Source organism: Acidovorax sp. sif0632 (assembly GCF_019218805.1).
GTDB classification, from domain to species: Bacteria; Pseudomonadota; Gammaproteobacteria; order Burkholderiales; family Burkholderiaceae_C; genus Acidovorax; species Acidovorax facilis.
The window spans coordinates 90,294-109,887 of the sequence record NZ_JAHUWW010000002.1; the positions used below are offsets into that span (position 1 = coordinate 90,294).

19 protein-coding genes are annotated in these 19,594 nt (G+C 65.3%); 12 read left to right on the forward strand and 7 right to left on the reverse strand.

Features of this window, described 5'->3' with window-relative positions; translation table 11 throughout:
- Window positions 1-20: 20 nt before the first annotated feature.
- Together KW832_RS05465 and KW832_RS05470 are read left to right on the forward strand one after the other, a co-directional pair.
- A complete protein-coding gene (locus tag KW832_RS05465) occupies window positions 21-4,922 on the forward strand; it encodes a PAS domain S-box protein (RefSeq protein WP_218299160.1) in 4,902 nt (1,633 codons plus the stop codon).
- A gap of 24 nt (window positions 4,923-4,946) precedes the next feature.
- Window positions 4,947-6,077 carry a two-component system response regulator gene (locus KW832_RS05470; RefSeq protein ID WP_218299161.1) on the forward strand — a complete coding sequence of 377 codons (1,131 nt, stop codon included), beginning with the start codon at window positions 4,947-4,949 and terminating at the stop codon, window positions 6,075-6,077.
- Between the two features lie 225 nt (window positions 6,078-6,302).
- Here the strand turns inward: KW832_RS05470 and KW832_RS05475 are convergent, their stop codons facing one another.
- The gene (locus KW832_RS05475) at window positions 6,303-7,259 is read right to left on the reverse strand and encodes an inositol monophosphatase family protein (RefSeq protein ID WP_218299162.1); all 957 of its coding nucleotides are present in this window, start codon (window positions 7,257-7,259) and stop codon (window positions 6,303-6,305) included.
- Between the two features lie 175 nt (window positions 7,260-7,434).
- Here KW832_RS05475 and KW832_RS05480 point away from each other — a divergent pair, with 175 nt between their 5' ends.
- Window positions 7,435-8,238, forward strand: coding sequence for an RNA methyltransferase (locus KW832_RS05480; protein ID WP_218299163.1), 804 nt, complete (start codon window positions 7,435-7,437; stop codon window positions 8,236-8,238).
- Window positions 8,239-8,281: 43 nt separating this feature from the next.
- Window positions 8,282-9,061: a serine O-acetyltransferase gene (gene cysE / locus KW832_RS05485; RefSeq protein WP_055400178.1), complete on the forward strand. Its 780-nt coding sequence runs from the start codon at window positions 8,282-8,284 to the stop codon at window positions 9,059-9,061.
- 106 nt (window positions 9,062-9,167) lie between these two features.
- Here cysE and mog read toward each other — a convergent pair whose 3' ends face one another.
- The gene (gene mog / locus KW832_RS05490; protein ID WP_055400180.1) at window positions 9,168-9,776 is read right to left on the reverse strand and encodes a molybdopterin adenylyltransferase; all 609 of its coding nucleotides are present in this window, start codon (window positions 9,774-9,776) and stop codon (window positions 9,168-9,170) included.
- Entirely contained in the window at window positions 9,769-10,440 is a 672-nt protein-coding gene (gene yjgA, locus KW832_RS05495) for a ribosome biogenesis factor YjgA (RefSeq protein WP_055400276.1), read from the reverse strand. Before yjgA ends, mog begins: the two co-directional genes overlap by 8 nt.
- A 64-nt stretch (window positions 10,441-10,504) precedes the next feature.
- Between yjgA and pmbA the strand changes: the two genes are divergently transcribed.
- Window positions 10,505-11,947, forward strand: coding sequence for a metalloprotease PmbA (gene pmbA / locus KW832_RS05500; protein WP_121507131.1), 1,443 nt, complete (start codon window positions 10,505-10,507; stop codon window positions 11,945-11,947).
- 99 nt (window positions 11,948-12,046) lie between these two features.
- Here pmbA and KW832_RS05505 read toward each other — a convergent pair whose 3' ends face one another.
- Window positions 12,047-12,715 (reverse strand): TetR/AcrR family transcriptional regulator, encoded by a 669-nt coding sequence (locus KW832_RS05505; RefSeq protein ID WP_218299164.1) that lies wholly within the window; start codon window positions 12,713-12,715, stop codon window positions 12,047-12,049.
- Between the two features lie 94 nt (window positions 12,716-12,809).
- Between KW832_RS05505 and KW832_RS05510 the strand changes: the two genes are divergently transcribed.
- The 4 genes from KW832_RS05510 to KW832_RS05525 all read left to right on the forward strand — a co-directional run bounded on the left by KW832_RS05510 (window position 12,810) and on the right by KW832_RS05525 (window position 15,344).
- Window positions 12,810-13,832, forward strand: a complete 1,023-nt coding sequence (locus KW832_RS05510; protein WP_218299165.1) for a saccharopine dehydrogenase NADP-binding domain-containing protein — start codon at window positions 12,810-12,812, stop codon at window positions 13,830-13,832.
- Window positions 13,833-13,920: 88 nt separating this feature from the next.
- On the forward strand, window positions 13,921-14,457 hold the full coding sequence (locus KW832_RS05515; protein ID WP_255577541.1) for a helix-turn-helix domain-containing protein: 537 nt from the start codon (window positions 13,921-13,923) through the stop codon (window positions 14,455-14,457).
- Window positions 14,458-14,676: 219 nt separating this feature from the next.
- Window positions 14,677-15,102, forward strand: coding sequence for a VOC family protein (locus tag KW832_RS05520; protein ID WP_010459940.1), 426 nt, complete (start codon window positions 14,677-14,679; stop codon window positions 15,100-15,102).
- Window positions 15,099-15,344 (forward strand): hypothetical protein, encoded by a 246-nt coding sequence (locus KW832_RS05525; protein ID WP_218299166.1) that lies wholly within the window; start codon window positions 15,099-15,101, stop codon window positions 15,342-15,344. The genes KW832_RS05520 and KW832_RS05525 overlap by 4 nt, the downstream gene beginning before the upstream one ends.
- Window positions 15,345-15,367: 23 nt before the next feature.
- Here the strand turns inward: KW832_RS05525 and KW832_RS05530 are convergent, their stop codons facing one another.
- On the reverse strand, window positions 15,368-16,255 hold the full coding sequence (locus KW832_RS05530; RefSeq protein ID WP_192430107.1) for a LysR family transcriptional regulator: 888 nt from the start codon (window positions 16,253-16,255) through the stop codon (window positions 15,368-15,370).
- A 71-nt stretch (window positions 16,256-16,326) separates the two neighbouring features.
- Between KW832_RS05530 and KW832_RS05535 the strand changes: the two genes are divergently transcribed.
- From KW832_RS05535 to KW832_RS05545, 3 genes are all read left to right on the forward strand, one after another.
- A complete protein-coding gene (locus KW832_RS05535; protein WP_218299167.1) occupies window positions 16,327-16,551 on the forward strand; it encodes a hypothetical protein in 225 nt (74 codons plus the stop codon).
- A gap of 150 nt (window positions 16,552-16,701) precedes the next feature.
- Entirely contained in the window at window positions 16,702-17,088 is a 387-nt protein-coding gene (locus tag KW832_RS05540) for a VOC family protein (RefSeq protein ID WP_010459945.1), read from the forward strand.
- A 424-nt stretch (window positions 17,089-17,512) separates the two neighbouring features.
- On the forward strand, window positions 17,513-17,794 hold the full coding sequence (locus KW832_RS05545; RefSeq protein WP_010459949.1) for a hypothetical protein: 282 nt from the start codon (window positions 17,513-17,515) through the stop codon (window positions 17,792-17,794).
- Window positions 17,795-17,844: 50 nt separating this feature from the next.
- On the opposite strand, the gene KW832_RS05550 is transcribed toward KW832_RS05545, so the two are convergent.
- Window positions 17,845-18,336 (reverse strand): hypothetical protein, encoded by a 492-nt coding sequence (locus KW832_RS05550; RefSeq protein ID WP_100199432.1) that lies wholly within the window; start codon window positions 18,334-18,336, stop codon window positions 17,845-17,847.
- A 101-nt stretch (window positions 18,337-18,437) separates the two neighbouring features.
- Entirely contained in the window at window positions 18,438-19,538 is a 1,101-nt protein-coding gene (locus tag KW832_RS05555; protein ID WP_218299168.1) for a tartrate dehydrogenase, read from the reverse strand.
- Window positions 19,539-19,594 lie beyond the last annotated feature (56 nt).

Genomic DNA, 19,594 nt, shown 5'->3' on the forward strand with positions numbered 1-19,594 from the left:
GGCTTGGACGGAGGTTCCGCGTGACGCGGGTGGGTGAGGGCGTGGGCGGATTTCTGGACAAGGTGCTGGACCGCAATGCCCCTGGCGTGCGCGGTCTGGTGCTGGTGGTGGCTGCGGCACTGGTGGGGGCCTGGCTGGTGGTGCTGGGGGCCATGCACTGGCAAGGTGCCCAACGTGCTGACGAGCGCGCCAAGCTGCTGCAGCAGACCGTGGACACGCTGCAGGCCCGGATCACGGGTGGCGGCATGCTGGGCGCGGTGTCGTTGCTGGGCCTGAGCGAGCCGCTGCTCAAGGCCATGGCCCTGGGGCAGCTGGCACCGGACGACCCTGAAGCCCTGGCGCGGCTGGGGGTGGCCCGGGGGCGGTTTCTGGTCAACGGCGTGTATGTCATGGCGGCCGATGGCACGGTGGTGGCGCACGAGACGCCGGGGGGCCGATCCACCGGCATCAACCTGGCGTTTCGTCCGTATTTTCAGCAAGCCATCAAGGGCGCCATCAGCGTGTATGCCGCCATTGGCAGCAACTCGCAGGAGCGTGGCCTCTATTACGCCGCGCCGCTGTATGAAAACGACACGCCTTCCAGCTCCATCATCGGTGTGGTGATGTTCAAGGTGGGGTTCGAGTTGTTTGACGAGGTGCTCAAGAGCACCCAGTTGCCCACGGTGCTGTTGTCTCCGCAAGGCGTGGTGTTCGCATCGACGCGGCCCGAGTGGCTGTTTGCGGTGGCGCCGCCGCTCACGCAGGCGCGCATTGATTCCATCCGCGCTTCGCGCCAGTTTGGCAACCACTTCGACAAGGGCCTGGCTTCTTCCCTGCCCTTCGCGCCAGATGCGGGCGAGGTTGTCATCGACGGGGTGAACTACGCAGTGGAGCGCCGCCAGGTCGATTGGAGCGACCCCGGCGGCCAATGGCAGCTGGCGATGCTGGATGACGTGAGCACCCTGATGACGGGGGCTGAGCGCCTGAAGGTGGGAGGGGCTGCCTTCGTGCTGCTGAGCCTGCTGGGGCTGCTGCTGCTGGAGCTGCTGCGCAGCCGGGCGCGAGTGAGCGCTGCGCTGGAGCGCTTCAGGGTATTGGGCGCTGCGCTGGGGAGCAGCCCAGTCTCGGTGGTCATCACCGATGGAGACGGGCGCATCGACTGGGTCAATCCGCAGTACGAGCGCAACTCCGGCTACACACTGCAAGAGGTGCGTGGCAAGAAGCCGTCAGTGGTGTCCAGTGGCCAGACCCCGGCGCAGACCTACCAGGAGATGTGGTCCACGCTGCTCTCGGGCCGCTCGTGGCAAGGGCAGTTTGTCAACCGCCGCAAGGACGGAAGCCTCTACCACGACGAGGCTACGCTCTCGCCCGTGTTTGACGAGCGTGGCAAGCGCATTGCCATCGTTGGCCTGCACGAAGACGCCTCGGGGCGTATCCAGGCACAGAAGGAGCTGGAGCGGCGTGAGCGTCTGCTCAACGAGCTGCTGGAGCAGCAGACTGCCATCTTTGACAACGCGCCCCCCATTGCGCTGGTGGGGGACGGGAAGTTCCGGCAGTTCAACCCGGCGTTTGTGGAGCTGATGGGCAGCACGGCGTCCGAGCTGCTGGGGCTGGACGTCGGGGTGTTGCTGGGTGGGGAAGACCGCGCAAGGCAGTTCTACGGCCAGGTCGGTCCCGTGCTGAACGCCGGGGGCGCCGTGCGGCAGGTGTCGACGCTGTTTCGCCTGGATGGCCACAGCTTTGAGGCACGCATGGCAGGACGCAGCGTGCAAATGGAGGGGTTCAAGAACGCATCCCTCTGGGTGATCGAGGACGTCAGCGAGCAGCGCCGGGCCGAGATCGCCATGCAGCAGGCCAAAGACCGGCTGGAGCTGGCGCAGGAGGCCGGCAAGATCGGTGTGTTCGACATTGACCTGCTCACCTCCCAGGTACTGTGGAGCGAGAAGCTGCTGGCGTTGCTCGGCCTGGCGCCGGGCACGGAGGTGCGCTCCCTGCGTGACTGGCAGGCGGTTCTGCACCCCGATGATCGCGCCCGCGCGGTGGCCGCCTTTTCGAGTGCCCTGGCGGGCGGCGAGACCCACCTTCGCGATTCCTGGCGCATCGTGCGGCCGGACGGTGAGGTGCGATGGTTCCTGTCGGCGGCCCGCATATTTCGCGATGGCAACGGGCGGGCGGTGCGGGTGGTGGGCGTCAACGTGGATATCCACGAACAAAAGCTGCTGGAACAGCAGGTGGCCGAGCAGCTGGATTTCCAGCAGGCACTGATTGACGCCATCCCCGTGCCGCTGTTCTACAAGGGCGCGGACGGCCGGTACATCGGCTTTAACCGCGCCTACGAGCAGGCCTTTGGGGTGCAGCGCGAGGCACTGATCGGAAAGACCGTGCGGGACCTGGCGTTCCTGCCCGAGACCGAGCGCGAACGCTTCGATGCGGACGCGCAGGAGGCCTTGCACGGGGTCCAGTCGGTGCACAAGGAGGTGGACCTGCCGTATGCCGACGGAAAGGTGCACCACACGCTGTTCTGGCTGCACGGCTTCTCGCGGCCCGACGGCTCGCCGGGCGGGGCCATTGGGACCTTTGTCGACATCACCGACCGTCAGCGCGCCGAGCAGGACCTGCGCCGCGCCAAGGAGCTGGCCGAGGAGTCCACCGCACTCAAGTCCAACTTCCTGGCCAACATGAGCCACGAGATCCGCACTCCGATGAACGCGATCATCGGCATGTCGCACCTGGCGCTCAAGTCGGGCCTGACAGCACGCCAGCACGACTACGTGAGCAAGATCCAGCAGGCCGGCCAGCACCTGCTGGGCGTGATCAACGACATCCTGGATTTTTCCAAGATCGAGGCGGGCAAGCTCATGGTGGAGAAGCAGCCCTTTGTGCTCGACCGCATGCTGGAGAGTGTGTCCGACGTGGTGGGCTACAAGGCCGGTGCCAAGGGGCTGGAGCTGGTTTGCGATGTGGCGGCCGACGTGCCTCCCAACCTGGTGGGTGATTCGCTGCGCCTGGGCCAGATCCTCATCAACTTTGCCAACAACGCCATCAAGTTCACTGAAACGGGCGAGATCAGCATTGCCGTGCGGCTGCTGGAGGCAGAGGGCAACCGGGTGATGCTGCGGTTTGAAGTGCGTGACACCGGTATCGGACTTACGCCGGAACAGATGGGACGGCTTTTCCAGAGCTTCCAGCAGGCGGACACCTCCACCACGCGCCGCTATGGCGGCACGGGCCTGGGCCTGGCTATCTGCAAGAGCCTGGCGGAGCTGATGGGCGGCGAGGTGGGGGTGCAGAGCACCTATGGCCAGGGCTCCACGTTCTGGGTCACTGTGCCGCTCGAACGCGGTGCACCCGCGCGCGTGCTGCTGCCGCCCCCGGACCTCCGGGGCCGCCGTGTGCTGGTGGTGGACGACAACCAGACAGCGGCCACCGTGCTGTCCGACATGCTGCTGGCCATGGGTTTTGAGGTGGAGCAGGCCCACTCCGGCCTGGAGGCGCTCGACCGGCTGCGCGAGTCCATGGCACGGCACCAGCCCTTTGGTCTGCTACTGCTGGACTGGCACATGCCGGGCATGGACGGCGTGGAGCTGGCGGGCCACATCCGGGGCCTGGGCATGGCGCAGGTGCCCAAGATGCTCATGGTCACGGCCTACGGCCGCGAGGATGTGATGCGTGCCGCCCGCGTTCAGGGCATCGACACGGTGCTGATCAAACCCGTCAACGCCTCGCTGCTGTTCGACACGCTGATGCAGCCGCTGGAACACTCCACCTACAGCCCGCGCCGCGCGGTCACCCCCGCGCCCGCTGCTGACGAGCTGCCGCTGGAGATCCGGGGAGCGTCGGTGCTGCTGGTGGAAGACAACGAGCTCAACCAGATGGTGGCGGTCGAACTCTTGCTCGAAGCCGGTTTTGCCGTGGATGTTGCCGAGAACGGCCAGATCGCCCTCGACCGCATCGAGCGCAAGGCTTATGACGTGGTGCTGATGGACATGCAGATGCCTGTCATGGACGGCGAAACGGCCACGCGGCAATTGCGCAGCAATCCGCGCCATGCCCACCTGCCCATCGTGGCCATGACGGCCAACGCGATGGAGTCCGATCGCCAGCGCTGTTTTGCGGCCGGCATGAACGACCATGTGGCCAAACCCATCGAGCCTGCGGCCTTGTGGGCCGCTCTGAGCCGCTGGATTCGACCCCGGCCGGGGCTGGGCAAACCGCCTGTGGAGGGGGTGCCCCGCGCAGCAGGCGTTGGTGCCAGTTCGGATTGGGGGGCTGATGGGATGGCGCCGGAGGGGGCTGACGCTGCGGTGGCGGCAGCTTTCCCCGCAGTTGCCGGGCTGGACACCCGCCTGGGTCTGCAGCGCGCCTTGGGCAAGCCGGGCCTGTACGCCGAGATGCTGCGGCGATTTGTGCAAGGCCAGTCGTCGGTGATTGCGCACCTGGAGCAGGCCATTGCCAGCGCAGATGTGGTGCTGGCCGAGCGGCTGGCCCACACCCTGCGCTCGGTCGCGGCCAACATTGGCGCGCAGGAGGTGTCCGCCCATGCACAAGCGCTGGAGCAGGCCTTGCGCAGTGGGGCGCATGCCGAAATGTCCGCGGGACTGACGGCCACCCTGGGCGCTGCGTTACAGCCCCTGCTGACGGGATTGCAGGCGTGGATGCAGGGGCAGCAAACGGGGCGGCCGGAAGGCCTGGAAACCCCTGCTGGGGCCGCGCTGCAGGGAGTGGGCGCCACGGCGGTCCTGCAAAAGCTGCGCACGCTGCTGGAGCAGGACGACCCTGCAGCCCCCGAGTTTTTCCAACACAATGTCCAGGTGCTCCGATCTGCGCTGGGGAGCAGCTTCACGGTGGTCGAGATGCACACCCAGAATTTTGATTTTGAGCAAGCACTGTCGGCAATGGCCGCCGTGTCAGGCCCCGAACACCCTGCCGTTCACACCCCTTGAGCGGCACAACACCCAGGAACTTCCATGGACAACGCGCCCTTTGCCTCCCCACAGGCCGCTCTTGTTGACAAGCCGATCGCCACGGTGCTGGTGGTGGACGACACGCCGGACAATCTCACCCTCATGGGCAGCCTGCTGCGCGAGCATTTCCTGGTGAAGGTGGCCAACCATGGCGAGAAGGCCCTGAAGATCGCGCAGTCCGACACCCCTCCCGACCTGATCCTGCTCGACATCATGATGCCCGAGATGGATGGTTATGAGGTGTGTCGGCGCCTGAAGGCTGCGGCGGCCACGCGCGAGATCCCGGTGATCTTTCTCACGGCGCGTTCCGACACCGACGACGAGCGCGCGGGCCTGGCCCTGGGGGCCGTGGACTACATCACCAAGCCCATCAGCCCGCCCATCCTGCTGGCGCGGGTCAACACCCATCTGGCGCTCAAGGCCACGGCGGATTTCCTGCGCGACAAAAGCTCGTACCTGGAGCGCGAAGTGGCCATGCGCACGCTGGAGGTGCAGGCCATCCAGGACGTGACCATCATGGCCATGACATCGCTGGCAGAGACGCGCGACAACGAAACCGGTAACCACATTCGCCGCACCCAGCTGTATGTGAAGACGCTGGCCGAGCGGCTGCGCCACCACCCGCGTTTCGAGCCCGTGCTCAACGACCGCATGATCGAGCTGCTGTACAAGTCCGCTCCGTTGCACGACATCGGCAAGATCGGCATCCCCGACAGCATCTTGCTGAAACCCGGCAAGCTCACGGTGGAAGAGTTCGAGATCATGAAAACCCACACCACCCTGGGCCGCAACGCCATCGACGAAGCCGAGCGGCGCCTGGGCATGCGCGTGGCGTTCTTGAGCGTGTCCAAGGAGATCGCCTACAGCCACCAGGAGAAGTGGGATGGCTCAGGCTACCCGCAGGGCCTGGCGGGCGATGCCATCCCGGTGTCGGCGCGCCTCATGGCCGTGGCCGATGTGTACGACGCACTCATCAGCAAGCGCGTCTACAAGCCCGCGTTTTCACACGACCAGGCCTGCAACACAATCATTCGCGGCAAGGGCACGCACTTTGACCCCGACATGGTGGATGCATTTGTGGACATTGCGGAAGACTTCCGCAGCATCGCCCAGAAATACCCCGACCCTGGATAAAGGACAACCCCCTGAGCGACTTCGTCTCTTCCCCCTTCTCTCGAATTGCTGCGCAATTCGGGAAGGGGGACGCAGCCAGTGCACGCAAGTGAAACGCCGCACATTCGGCTTGGCGGCCCTTGCACGGCTGCACTGGTGTGCGTCTCGCCCGCTGCACGGTTCAGCTAGGAGATCTCACCATTGGTCATCGTGTGCTGGCCTAACTGCCGTGCGCGGTGGATGGGTTTAGAACGGCGCGTCTTCGCTCTTGGGGGCGTCGGCCTGTGGGGCGGCACCCGTGGTGTCGGACTCCACTTCGGCTGCAGCCTCGGCTTCAGCGCTGACGGGTCCATCTGTCGCAGCCGCCTGGCGCACAGCCGCCTTGTCGCCAGCGCTCGCAAACTTGCTGTACTTGCCCAGAATAGGCACCAGCTGGCCGTAGATGCGGGGGCTGCCGGCCAGGCACTCGCGCTGCTCCAGAAAGTCCGCTTCGCCCGTGAAATTGCCCACCAGGCCGCCGGCCTCGGTCACCAGCAGCGAGCCCGCAGCCACGTCCCAGATCGACAGGCCGGTTTCAAAGAAACCATCGGTGAAGCCCGCGGCCACATAGGCCAGGTCCAGCGCGGCGGCGCCGGGGCGGCGCAGGCCGGCGGTACGCTGCATCACGTCGGCCATCATGTTCAGGTAGCTCTTGAAGTTGTCGCCCGGGCGGAAGGGGAAGCCGGTGGAGATCAGGCAGTCCTTGAGCTGGGTGCGCTTGCTTACACGAATGCGGCGCTCGTTCAGGTAGGCCCCACGGCCCTTGGTGGCGGTGAACAGGTCGTTGCGCGAGGGGTCATAGATGACGGCCTGCTCGACCTTGCCGCGCACCGCCAGCGCGATGCTGATGCAGTACACGGGAAAGCCGTGGATGAAGTTGGTGGTGCCGTCCAGCGGGTCGATGATCCAGACAAATTCCGAATCCTTGGCGCCGTATTCGCTGCCCGACTCTTCGGCCAGGATGCCGTGGCCGGGGTAGGCCGTCAGCAGCGTCTCGATGATGATTTTTTCGGACGCGTGGTCCACTTCGGTCACAAAGTCGTTGATCTGCTTTTGCGAGATCCGCACCGATTCCACGTCAAGGGCCGCGCGGTTGATGATGGCGCCGGCGGCGCGTGCGGCCTTGATGGCCACGTTAAGCATGGGGTGCAGGTTGGACGACATAAATTGTGGTGGTGAGCAGGGCGCCGTGCGTCAACAATGAAGCGAGGCAGCCTGCGAATCAGGAGCGGTGCGATCCGACCCGGCGATGCGGGCGGCGACAATGAGGGCAGGATTTTACCCGCAGAGCCTCTTTTTCGCCTAACCGCTTGCCTTTTCCCTTGTCCTGCACCTGCCCATGAAGACCCGTTTTGTCCTGATCAACACCAGCCACGCCGGCAATGTGGGCGCTGCCGCCCGCGCCATGAAAACCATGGGTTTTGATGACCTGGTGCTGGTGGCCCCGCGCTGGGCCAACGTGCTGCGGCGCGAGGAAACCATCCAGCGCGCCAGTGGCGCGCTCGACGTGCTGGAGAACGCCCGCATCGTTGCAACGCTTGATGAGGCGCTGGACGGCATGAGCCACCTGTGCGCCACGGCGATGACTCCGCGCGACTTCGGGCCGCCCACGGCTGCGCCGCGTGCCCATTTCGAGTTGCTATTAAAACAAGAGCTGTTAGCGCTTGATGGAAAAGCGCTAGAGGTCAAAAATACCTCAAATCCAGAAGATCCATCGGCTGCGGCAGCTGGCCAGGCTGGTGTCGCCTTCCTGTTTGGCTCCGAGCGTTTTGGCATGACCAACGAGGATGTGTACCGCTGCCATGTGGCACTGTCGATTCCCACCAACCCCGGCTTTGGGTCCCTCAATCTGGGCGCCGCCATCCAGGTGATTGCCTACGAATGGCGCATGGCGCTGGGCGGGTTCCCGGTGCTGGATGCCACACCACAGCGCGCCCTGGCCGACGCCGCGCAGGTAGCGGGCATGCTGAAGCACTGGGAGCAGGCGCTCACCGGCATCGGCTTTCTGGACCCCGCCGCACCCAAGAAGCTCATGCCCCGCCTTAACCAGCTTTTCAATCGCGCGCAGCTCAGCCCTGAAGAAATCCACATCTTGAGAGGTGTCGCCAAAGCCATGATCGAGGCCACAGAGGCGAAACGCTAGACTGTGCAGCCCATAAACACATAACCAAAAGAAACGAGCCACGATGTTCGCCCGCCTGCGCTCCGATATCCAGTGCATCCTCGACCGCGATCCTGCCGCGCGCAGCACGTGGGAGGTGATCACCTGTTATCCGGGCCTGCACGCGATCTGGCTGCATCGCCCCGCGCACTGGTGCTGGCACCACGGCCTGAAATGGCTCGGTCGCTTTATTTCGCACTTTGCGCGCTGGTTCACGGGCATCGAGATCCACCCCGGCGCGAAGATTGGCGAGCGCGTGTTCTTCGACCATGCGATGGGCGTGGTGGTGGGCGAGACCGCCGAGATCGGCGACGGCTGCACCATCTACCAGGGCGTCACGCTGGGCGGTACCTCGCTGTACAAAGGTGCCAAGCGCCATCCCACGTTGGGCAAGGACGTGGTGGTGAGTGCGGGCGCCAAGGTGCTCGGCGGCTTTGAAGTGGGTGACGGCGCGAAGATCGGCAGCAATGCCGTGGTCATCAAGCCGGTGCCTGCGGGCGCCACGGCGGTGGGCATTCCGGCCCGGATCATCCCGTCCAAAGCTGGCGAAAGCGCGGACGTGACCGAGCCGCAGCAGGCGCGCAAGTTCACGGCCTATGGCATCACGCAGGAGGACGATCCGCTCTCGCAGGCCATGCGCGGGTTGATCGACAACGCCTCGTCGCAGGAGCACCAGATCGCGCTGCTGTGGCAGGCCATCGAGAAGCTGTCCACCAACCCGCAGAACAAGGACTGCGTGCCGTGTGATGCTGCGCTCAAGGAGCAGTTCGAGGCGGGCAAGCTGAACGAACTGGTGGGCAAGTAGCGGCGTGCCTGCGCTGCCCTGTTTTATTTTGTTGCTATGAAAAATATAGCTGTTTGCGCTTATTGAATAAGCGCTAGCGGCTATATTTGCTTCAAATTCTGAAGTATCAAGCTGGGCGAGTTGCCCGCACAGCGCTCTTGGGGCGGAACGCTTTGCAGACCTCGTCCCGCGTTTCCAGATACGGCCCGCCAATCAGGTCCACGCAGTAGGGTACGGCCGCAAAGATGCCCGGCACGATTTGCTTGCCGTCGGCCTCCTTCAGGCCCTCCAGCGTCTCGGCAATCGCCTTGGGCTGGCCGGGCAGGTTGATGATGAGGCTCTGGTCGCGCACCACGGCCACCTGGCGCGAGAGGATGGCGGTGGGCACGAACTTCAGGCTGATCTGGCGCATCTGCTCGCCAAAGCCCGGCATCTCCTTGTGCGCCACGGCCAACGTGGCCTCGGGCGTCACGTCGCGCAAGGCAGGGCCCGTGCCGCCGGTGGTCAGCACCAGGCAACAGCCTGCATTGACCAATTCGATCAGCGCCGCGCTGATGCCTTCCTGCTCGTCGGGGATCAGGCGCGATTCGAAGGTGATGGGGTTGTGCAGTGCGCGCGTGAGCCAGTCCTGCAGCGCGGGCAGGCCCTTGTCTTCATAGACACCGCTGCTGGCGCGGTCGCTGATGGAGACGATGCCGATCTTCACCGGGTCGTGCAGGGCGGAAGGCTCACTCATCGCCGTGGTCCTCATCGATATCGCTGGCGTCGTCTGCACCCGTGCCGCCCAGGTGCTCGCGCACCAGCTGGAACAGCTCGCGGTAGGCGCGGCCCTTGCGCGGGGCCAGGCCTTGCGAGACCTGGACATTGGCCTCCTTGCCCGCAGGCTGTGCGTCCTTGCGGGCTTGGCGGATTAGCGCGCGCAACTGCTGCGTGTCGGTGGTGGGGTGCTCGGCCATCCAGGGGGCCAGCGCGTCATCGTCGGCAATCAGGCGGTCGCGCCAGTGTTCGGCCAGGTGCAACTGCATCTTTTCGGTGGCCGAGCCCTTGTGCTGCTCTTCCAGCGCCTGGCGGGCGGCCTGCACCAGCTCGGGTTCGAGCTTGCGCATGATCTTGCCCACGTACTGCATCTGGCGGCGCTTGCCTTCAAAGTTGGTGATGCGCTTGGCCTCGGCCAGCGCGTCCACCAGCTTGTCGGGCAGTCCCACCGCCTCGAACAGGTCGGCGCGCAAGCTCAAAAGCTCTTTGCCCAGCTCCTGCAGTTCGTCGCTTTCGCGCTTGAGATCGGTGCGGCTGGCATCGGGCGTGCCTTTGAGTTCGGCCTTGAGCTGAATGTCCATTTCGCTGCCTTCGGCAACGAACTGGCCTCGCACAAAGTAGCCTTTTTTGGGTTTGCGTGACATGGGTGGGGGCAAAAAGAGAAGCGGCGCAGAGCGCGCCACAGCGGCAAGTATCATAGCTGCCGCTATGAATAAACCCTCCACCCGCGCCGCGCGCGCCCAAAGCGCGGCTGCCGCTGCGCCCGCGCCTGCCACCTCCCGCACCCCTGACAACGGCTTCAGCTACAGCCGCGCGTTCTTTGAAGACCTGGTGGACCGCGCCCTGGCCCATGCCAAAAAGCTCGGCGCCACCGACGCAGGCGCCGAGGCGTCCGAGGGCTGCGGCCTGTCGGTCAGCGTGCGCAAGGGCGAGCTGGAGAACGTGGAGCGCAACCGCGATAAATCCCTGGGCGTGACGGTGTACCTTGGCAAACGCCGTGGCAACGCCAGCACGTCCGATTTCTCGAACAAGGCCATCGAGCAAACCGTGCAGGCAGCCTACGACATCGCCCGTTTCACGGCCGAAGATCCCATGGCAGGCCTGCCGGACGCCGATGACATCGCCCCGGCCGACACGCACCGTGACCTGGACCTGTTCCACCCCTGGGCCATCACCAGCGAAGAGGCCGCTGAAATCGCCAAGGCCTGCGAGGCCGCCGCGCTCAAGACGCACCGCCGCATCACCAACAGCGAAGGCGCGGGCGTGTCGGCCCAGCAAAGCCACTTCTTCAGCGCCCACACGCGCGGCTTTCGCGGCGGCTATGCCAGCTCGCGCCACAGCTTTTCGGTCGCACCCATCGCCTCGCTGCCCGGCCGCAACGCCGAGATGCAGCGCGATGCCTGGTACAGCTCCATGCGCGACGCCACCGAACTGGCATCGCCCGAGGCCGTAGGCCGCTACGCCGCGCAGCGCGCGTTGAGCCGCCTGGGCTCGCGCAAGATACCCACCACGCAATGCCCGGTGTTGTTCGAATCCACCCTGGCCGCCGGCCTGTTGGGCGGCTTTGTGCAGGCCGTCAGTGGCGGCTCGCTGTACCGCAAGAGCAGCTTTTTGCTCGATTCGCTCGGCAAGATGGTCTTTCCCAAACACATCGACATTTTGGAAGACCCCTTCATCTTGCGCGGCAAGGGCAGCTCGCCCTTTGACGAAGAAGGCGTGCGCGTGGCGCCGCGCAAGGTGGTCAAAGGAGGGCGCGTCGAGGGCTACTTCCTGTCCAGCTACTCGGCCCGCAAACTGGGCATGAAGACCACGGGCAATGCGGGCGGCTCGCACAACCTGGTGATGACCTCGCGCCTCACGCAAGCCAGCGACAACCTCGACGCCATGCTGCAAAAGCTGGGCACGGGCCTCTTTGTTGTGGAGCTGATGGGCCAGGGCGTGAACTACGTGACCGGCGACTATTCGCGCGGCGCGAGCGGCTTCTGGGTGGAGAACGGCAAGATCGCCTACCCGGTGCACGAGATCACCATCGCGGGCAACCTCAAAGACATGCTCAAGGGCATTGAGGCCGTGGGTGCGGATGCCTACAACTACGGCGCCAAGACCGTGGGCTCCATCCTGGTCAACCGCATGAAGGTGGCGGGGAGCTAACGCCTGGTCCGTAGCGCAGCCGCCGCAAAGGGCCGCGCTGATGCAAAAAAGGCCCTCGCGACGAGCGAGGGCCTTTTTGTTTTTTGAGCAGCTGTTGCGCTACGTGTTGCCTGCCCGCGCACCCGCCAGCAAGGCCTGCACTGCTGCTTGCAGCACAGGGGTCGCCTCCTCGCCGCTGAGCAGGCCTGAACTCACGAAAGCCCCATTGATGAGCACAGCCAGCTGGGCCGCCAGGGCCTCGGGCCGGGGCACGCCCAGCCGCTCTGCAATGCCGTGCAGGCGGCTGCGCAGCGTCACCATGTGCTGCCGGGCCACCAAGCGGGCAGGGTGGTCCTGCTCGGCAAATTCGGCCGCCACGTTGATCTGCGGGCAGCCCCGGTAGTTGGAGCGGCCCAGCCGCTCGCCGATCCACTGCATGTGGGCCTGCAGCTCGGCGGCCGGGTCGTCGGCATGCTGCGCTGCCACCGCATCCCACAGGCCCCAGAAGTCCACGTCTTCACGCTCCAGAAACGCCACGATGAGGTCGTCCTTGGTGGGGAAGTAGCGGTACAGGCTGGTCTTGGCCACGGCCGCTTCGGCCACCACCAGGTCCACCCCCACGGCGCGCACACCGCGTTGGTAGAACAGGCTCGACGCCGTGTCGAGGATGCGCTCGCGCACGTCCTGCACGGGCTCGCTGGAGGCCGTCGCAGCGCGCCGTGACGAAGGCTTGGGGTGGGCGCCTGGCGCGGTTGCCGGGAGGGGATGGGAAAAAGAATGTGCGGCCATGCTTGACATGATACAGACCTGTCTGTAATCTTCAAAAAACAGACAGGTCTGTATCGTCAATTTTCCCCTCCACTTCTTTCCCGAAAGGTTCTCCATGACATCCTCTGTTCCTTCCATCGCGGTGTACGGTGCCAGCGGCCATACCGGTCAGTTTGTGGTGCAGGAGGCCTTGCGCCGTGGCCTGCGCGTGGTGGCCGTGGGGCGCAATGCCGCCCGGCTGGCTGCGCTGTTTCCATCAGGCGTGGAGTGCCGCGTGGCGGCGCTGGACGACCCGGCGGCGCTGGTGCAGGCCTTTGCCGGTTGTGGCGTGGTCATCCATTGCGCGGGGCCATTCATGGACACGGCCACCCCGGTGGCGCAGGCCGCGCTGCAGGCGGGCGCCCACTACATCGATGTGACCGCCGAACAGCCCAGCGCCCAGGGCACCTTTGCCGATTTGCAGGCACCTGCAGTGGCCGCCGGGCGCGTTGTGGTGCCCGCTGCCGGTTTCTACGGTGGCTTGGCCGACCTGCTGGCCAGCGCGCTCGCCGCTCCCGGCCCCATCGACGAGATCACCGTGGCCATGGGGCTGGACCGCTGGTGGCCCACCGAAGGCACGCGGCTGACCGGCGAGCGCAACAAGGCGCCGCGCCAGGTGGTGAAGGGCGGGCGCCTGGTGCCGCTGGTGCCCGCTGCCGACGTGCCCGACTGGACCTTTGCCGCGCCTCTGGCGACCTATGCGATGGTCGAGCTGCCGTTCAGCGAGACCATCACCCTGGCCCACCACCTGCAGGCCGACACCATCCGCTCGCTCATCAACCGCTCGGCCCTGGCCGACATCCGCGATGCCAGCACCCCGCCGCCCACGGCGGTGGATGGCAGCGGCCGGTCGGCCCAGCGTTTTGAGCTGGTGGTGCGGCTGGTGCAAAACGGCGTGGCGCGAACGGCCGGTGTGCGCGGCCAGGACATCTATGCCGTGACGGCGCCCCTCGTGCTGGAGGCCGCGCAGCGTCTGATGGCCCCGGCGTACCAGCGCAGCGGTGCGCTGGCCTTGGGCGAGGCGGTGGACTCCATGGACGCGTTGCGGGCGCTGAACGGCCAGGCGCTCGAAGTCTTTGGCGATGTGCAGGTAGCCTGAAAAGCGACCCCGAGTGCGGGTGCCAGCCGCGATCCCTGCCCGGGAAAATCGGGCGGGTCACCAGAATCCAAGGCGATATGCTTCGCGCATGCCCTTTGAGCGCCCGCACCCATTGCCCTCCAGCGCGCCCTCTGCGCCATCGAAGCAGACATCGGGTGCGGCTATTGCGCCGCAAGACCCGGCCTTGCTGCGCCGCCTGCTGCGCGCCAAGGACCGCATGGACGCCGCATCGCACGAGGCCTGGCCCGTGCAGCGGCTGGCCGAGGTCAGCGGCGTGTCGGAGGCGCACTTCGCCCGCTCATTCCGGCAGGCGTTCGGCATTCCGCCCCACCGCTACCTGCTGACCCGCCGCATCGAGCAGGCCACCACGCTGCTGCGTGATACAGACTTGCCCGTCACCGAGATCGCCTTTGCCACCGGCTGGGAAAGCCTGGGCACCTTCGGGCGCATCTTTCGCGACATCACGGGGCAGAGCCCCAGTGCGGTACGGCTGGAGGCCCAGGCTACCGCCACGCCCCTGAACCAGGTGCCCGCCTGTGTGTTGAAAGCCGCACAGCGTCCCGACCTCACCACAGCAGTTTTGGAGAAGCGCCGCCGCCTGGCGGAAGGTACAAACCTGTCCTAGAGCCTGTTCAAGGTCTTTTTGAAGTCGCACAAGTACCTTGCCGGGATGGGATGCAAGGCGCGGTGGGCAGCCAATAGCTCGGCTATTGGCAAGCGCCGCAACGCCACAGACCGCCCGGCAAGGCACTTGCCCGAAGGGTTGGAGTGAAATCGGGCGATGGCACTCCAATGCGATCTCCAAAAAGACCTTGAACAGGCGCTTAGCAACCAAGGAGATCTGATGACGAAGAACCAAGGCATTGGTGTGGTGGGTGTGTATGTGGACGACCAGGACGAAGCGCTTGCGTTCTATGTTGGCAAGCTGGGGTTTCGTGTGCACACCGACGTGCGCAACGGGCCGTACCGTTGGCTGACGGTGCAGCACCCCGATCAGCCGGACTTTCAGCTGGGGCTGTTCACACCCGGTCCGCCCATCCACGATGCCGCCACGGCGCAGACGTTGCGCGCCATGGTGGCCAAGGGCGCCATGCCGCCGCTGGTGTTGCATGTGGCGGACTGCCGCGCTGCGTATGCCCGGCTGCGCGACCAGGGCGTGGAGTTCACGCAAGAGCCCGTGGACCGGTACGGCAACGTGGATGCGGGTTTTCGCGACCCGGCGGGCAATGGCTGGAAGATGATCCAGCTCGCCGCCGGAGATGCGCAATGAGCGCCGGCGTGGGCATTCGGCGCCTTCACCGCTGGGTGTCGATGGCGTTCACGCTGGCCGTCATTGGCAATTTTGTGGTCCGTGCGCAGGGTGCAGGCAACCCGCCGGATTGGGTGACGTATGCACCCCTGCCGCCACTGGCACTGCTGCTGTTGACGGGGCTGTACCTGTTTGTGCAGCCCTATTTGCGGCGGTCTGCGGTGCGGCGTTCTCCCGACGCTCAGGGCTTACCGCCCGCGTGATGGCGGGCGGCGGCGCGCAGCCATTAGTCTGCGAAGTCGGCCAGCAGTTGCAGCACGCCCTCCACCGCAGGCGAGGGCGGTGGCTGGTGGCGGTGCGCCACGGCCATGGGGCGCATGAGCGGCGGCTGCAGGTGACGGATCTGCACGTCGTCCGCTCCCTGCTGGTCCTCCACCTCTTCCAGCGGTAGCAACGCAGCGCACTGGCTGGCCACCGCCAGGCTCTTGAGCGCGCCGGGGTAGCTCAAGGCCAGGAAGGGGCGAGGGTGGTGGCCCGCCTGGCCAAACCAGTTGGCAATCAGTCCGTGCATCTGTGTGGCGGGCGCAAACGATGCCCAGCGGCGGCTGGCCAGCCAGTCAGGGGTCACGAACTCGGGCGCCTCCCACGCTGCGGGCAGCAAGGCCACCATGGGGTCGTTGCGCCAGGGGGCCTGTCGTACCTCGGCCAAAGGCGGTTGCGGGCTGGCGATGATCCCGATGTCGAGCGTGCCCGCCTTGAGCCGCTGCATCGAATCGGCAGAGCCCACGGCCTCCAGACGGATCTCCACCCCGGGGCAGCGCGCCGCCAGCGCCTCCAGCATGCGCGGCAGCAGCTGCGTGCTGACGCCCGCCGACACCCCCATGCGCACGATGCCTTCCCGCCCCGAGGCGCGGCGGCGCACGCGCTCCATCAGGTCATCGCAAGCGAGCAGCAGCTGGCGTCCTTCCTGCACCAGCACCTCGCCGGCGGGGGTCAGTTCGGCCTGCCGCCGGCCCCGCACCACCAGGTCGGCCTGCAGCCGCGATTCCAGCTCCTTGATGTGCAGGCTGATGGTGGGCGGCGCCAGGTGCAGCGCCTGTGCGGCCGCCGCAAAGTTGCCCAGGTCGGCAATGGCGATCAGCGTCTGCAGGTGATCCAGGTTGAAGTTACGCATCAGTTTTTATGAATTGAGGCTTCATTGAATTCAACTTTACAGATGGTACGCCAAGCCCGAGCATGCGGGCCATGTTGCATCCCACCCGTTTGGACCCTCGTACTTCCGATGACGTCACGGCCCATTCGCCCGCAGACGCTGTGCCGAAGGCACCCCCCACCTCGGCAGGACAGGGCCGCTGGCTTCGGCGCGCACGCATCGCTTGCCAGCGGCGGCTGGCGGCGCTGGGCGCCGTCCTGGCGCGCGCCGAAAGGCACATCACCGAGAACTTCAAGGTACCGCCCCATGGGGGGTGATGGAGGTGCGCATCTGCAATGTCTGCACTGGTGTGGCGGTGGGGATCGGCCTACACTGCAAAACCGGTCGGACGGCCTGGACCGGAGCCTGGTGCCCACCAGGAGGCGCTAAGACCGAATGCAGGGCCGGATTGAGCGAAAGGACTTTGTATGTTGTCCGATTCCTCCGTAACCACCATGCTGCCTGTGATGGACATGGACCGCGCCCGTGCCTTCTACGAGGGTTGCCTGGGGCTGAAGCCCGGCGGGTTCCGGTCCGATGGCAAGTTCATCTATGCGGTAGGTGGCAGCACACTGGCGCTGTTCCCCAAGCCGGAAGGTACCAAGGCCGACCACACGGCCATCAGTTTCCAGGTGGCAGACATAGCGGCCACCATCGACGCGCTGAAACGCGCGAAGGTGGTCTTTGAGGACTACGATTTCCCCGGCCTCAAGACCGTGAATCACGTGTGCGTTCTCGGGGCCGAGAAGGCGGCGTGGTTCAAGGACACCGAGGGCAACTACCTCTGCCTCCACGAGGATATAGCGTCGGCTTGAGAGTACGCTGGTGGCGTCCCTGTGTTGGAGCGCCAGGTCTTTTTGGTTCAACCACCCCTGGGGCACCTTGGCATTGATCGTTCCCAGGAGTCCATATGTCTGTTTCCGGGGCGGAGATTCTGGAAGATGTGCTTTTCACCAGCCTTGAAGAAAGCAGAGAAGCTGCTTCCTGTCTGTGCTTCATTCATCGACCTTCATACCCAGCCTCTTGGTTCGCAAGAAATCGGGGCGCCACAATCCCCGGCCTTGTTGCGCCGCCTGCTCCGCGCGAAGGACCGCATGAATGCAACCCAGAACGAGGATTGGTCGGTGCAGCGGCTTGTGCAGGCCACTGGGTGTTACAAGCGCTTGTGCTTGTTCATTTCGCGAGACCTTTAGCATCCCGCCTCGCCGCTACCTGCTGACACGCCGCATCGAGCAGGCGATGACGCTGCTGGGTGCCACCGTCCTGTCCATCATCGAAATCGCCCATACCAGGGGCAGGGAAAGCTTGGATATGGGTATCTGCGGCCGTACGCTCCGGTATGTCTTCGGGAAAACCGCGAATACGCTGCAGGCCGATGCCCCGATCGACACGCGGCTGCTGGGCCTCGTCTCCGCCTGGGTTCTCAAAGCGGCGCAGTACCCAGCCATCACCGCTGCAGTTTCGGAAACGCGTCGCCGCATGTCCGAAGGTGTAGGCCAGCGTTCAACCAAGGAGATGTAGTGAACCGAGGTATCGGGGTGGTGCGGTTGTGTACTTGTTGGAGACTGACCCTATTGCAACTTGCGACTGATCCACAGGCCAGCGACACCGAGCGCCACCACAATCCAGCCCACCGTGTAGCCGCTACTGTTGGCCTCGACGAGTTTGTGTTTGTACGCAGCTGTATCGCGATAGTTGATCAATTGGCGGCTAGGCGTGCTGAGGCTGAACACCGCCTTTTCGTCTTTGGGGTCGAATTTGGCAGTCACGGTTTCACCGCTCAGGCCAGTCAGTACACGCTCGGAATTGGGCTCCCCCACACGCACGGTGACAATGCCCTCGGCACCCTTGATGTCGAGTTCGGTAAAGCGGCTTGCCAGCACGTTCTTTTTGCTCTTACGTTCAATGACGCGGGCGTTGATCGCCTTGCCGGAAACGGTGCTCAGCTCTGCTTCCGTAGGAACCGTCAGTCGCGAAGGCCGCTTGCGGTTCTCTGCGTACTCGGCGCCGAGCCAGACGAGGCCGCCAATGATCAACAAAAGAGGAATGGTTTTAAGGCTCAAAGCAACTCTCCTGGCAGGTGTTGGAATGGAGGCCCATAGTCTGCCATCGGATACGCGGAGCGCTCTCTTGAGCGTCTGGCCTTTCAGAAACAGGGCGGCGTTCAGTGGCGCCCAACCAACGCTGCGACCGCCTGTCCCACCTGCGTGGTGCTGGCCGCTCCCCCCAGGTCCGGCGTGCGCGGCCCGCTCTTGAGGGTGTCTTCAATCGCCGCCACGATGGCATCGTGCGCCAACCTGCCCGCCCCCTGGCCCTGGGTGAGGAAGTCCAGCATCAGCGCGCCGGACCAGATCATGGCAATCGGGTTGGCGATGTTCTTGCCGTAGATGTCCGGCGCCGAGCCATGCACGGGCTCGAACAGGCTGGGGAAGTGGCGCTCGGGGTTCAGGTTGGCCGATGGCGCCAGGCCAATGGTGCCGGTGGTGGCCGGACCCAGGTCGGAGAGGATGTCGCCAAACAGGTTGGTGGCGGCAACCACGTCGAAGCGGCCGGGCTGCAGCACAAAGCGCGCGGTGAGGATGTCGATGTGCTGCTTGTCCAGCGTGACCTCGGGGTAGTCCTTGGCCACATCGTCCGCTCTCTGATCCCACCAGGGCATGCTGATGGCGATGCCGTTGCTCTTGGTGGCCAGGGTCACGTGCTTCTTGGCGCGGCTCTGGGCCAGATCGAAGGCGAACTTCAAGAGGCGGTTGGCCCCGTGGCGGGAGTAGACCGATTCCTGGATCACGATCTCGCGGTCGGTGCCTTCGTACATGATGCCGCCCAGGGACGTGTACTCGCCCTCGGTGTTCTCGCGCACCACGTAGTAGTCGATGTCGCCGGGCTTGCGGCCGGCCAGGGGGCAAGGCACGCCTTCAAACAGGCGCACCGGGCGCAGGTTGATGTACTGGTCGAACTCGCGGCGGAATTTGAGGAGCGACCCCCACAGGGACACATGGTCGGGCACGGTGGCGGGCCAGCCCACTGCGCCGAAGAAGATGGCGTCCATGCCCGATAGTTGCGCCTTCCAGTCGTCGGGCATCATTTTTCCGTGGGCGGCGTAGTAGTCGCAGCTGGCCCATTCGAAGGTGTGCAGTTGCAGCTCGAAGCCGAAGCGGGCGGCGGCGGCCTGGATGGCGCGCAGGCCTTCGGGCATGACTTCTTTGCCGATGCCGTCTCCGGGCAGGACGGCGATGCGGTAGGTCTTGGTGGTGGGTGCGTTCATGGTGCGGGCAGGGTAGAGGGAAGCCGTAGGTGGGTGCGGTCGGTGTGTGCACTGCA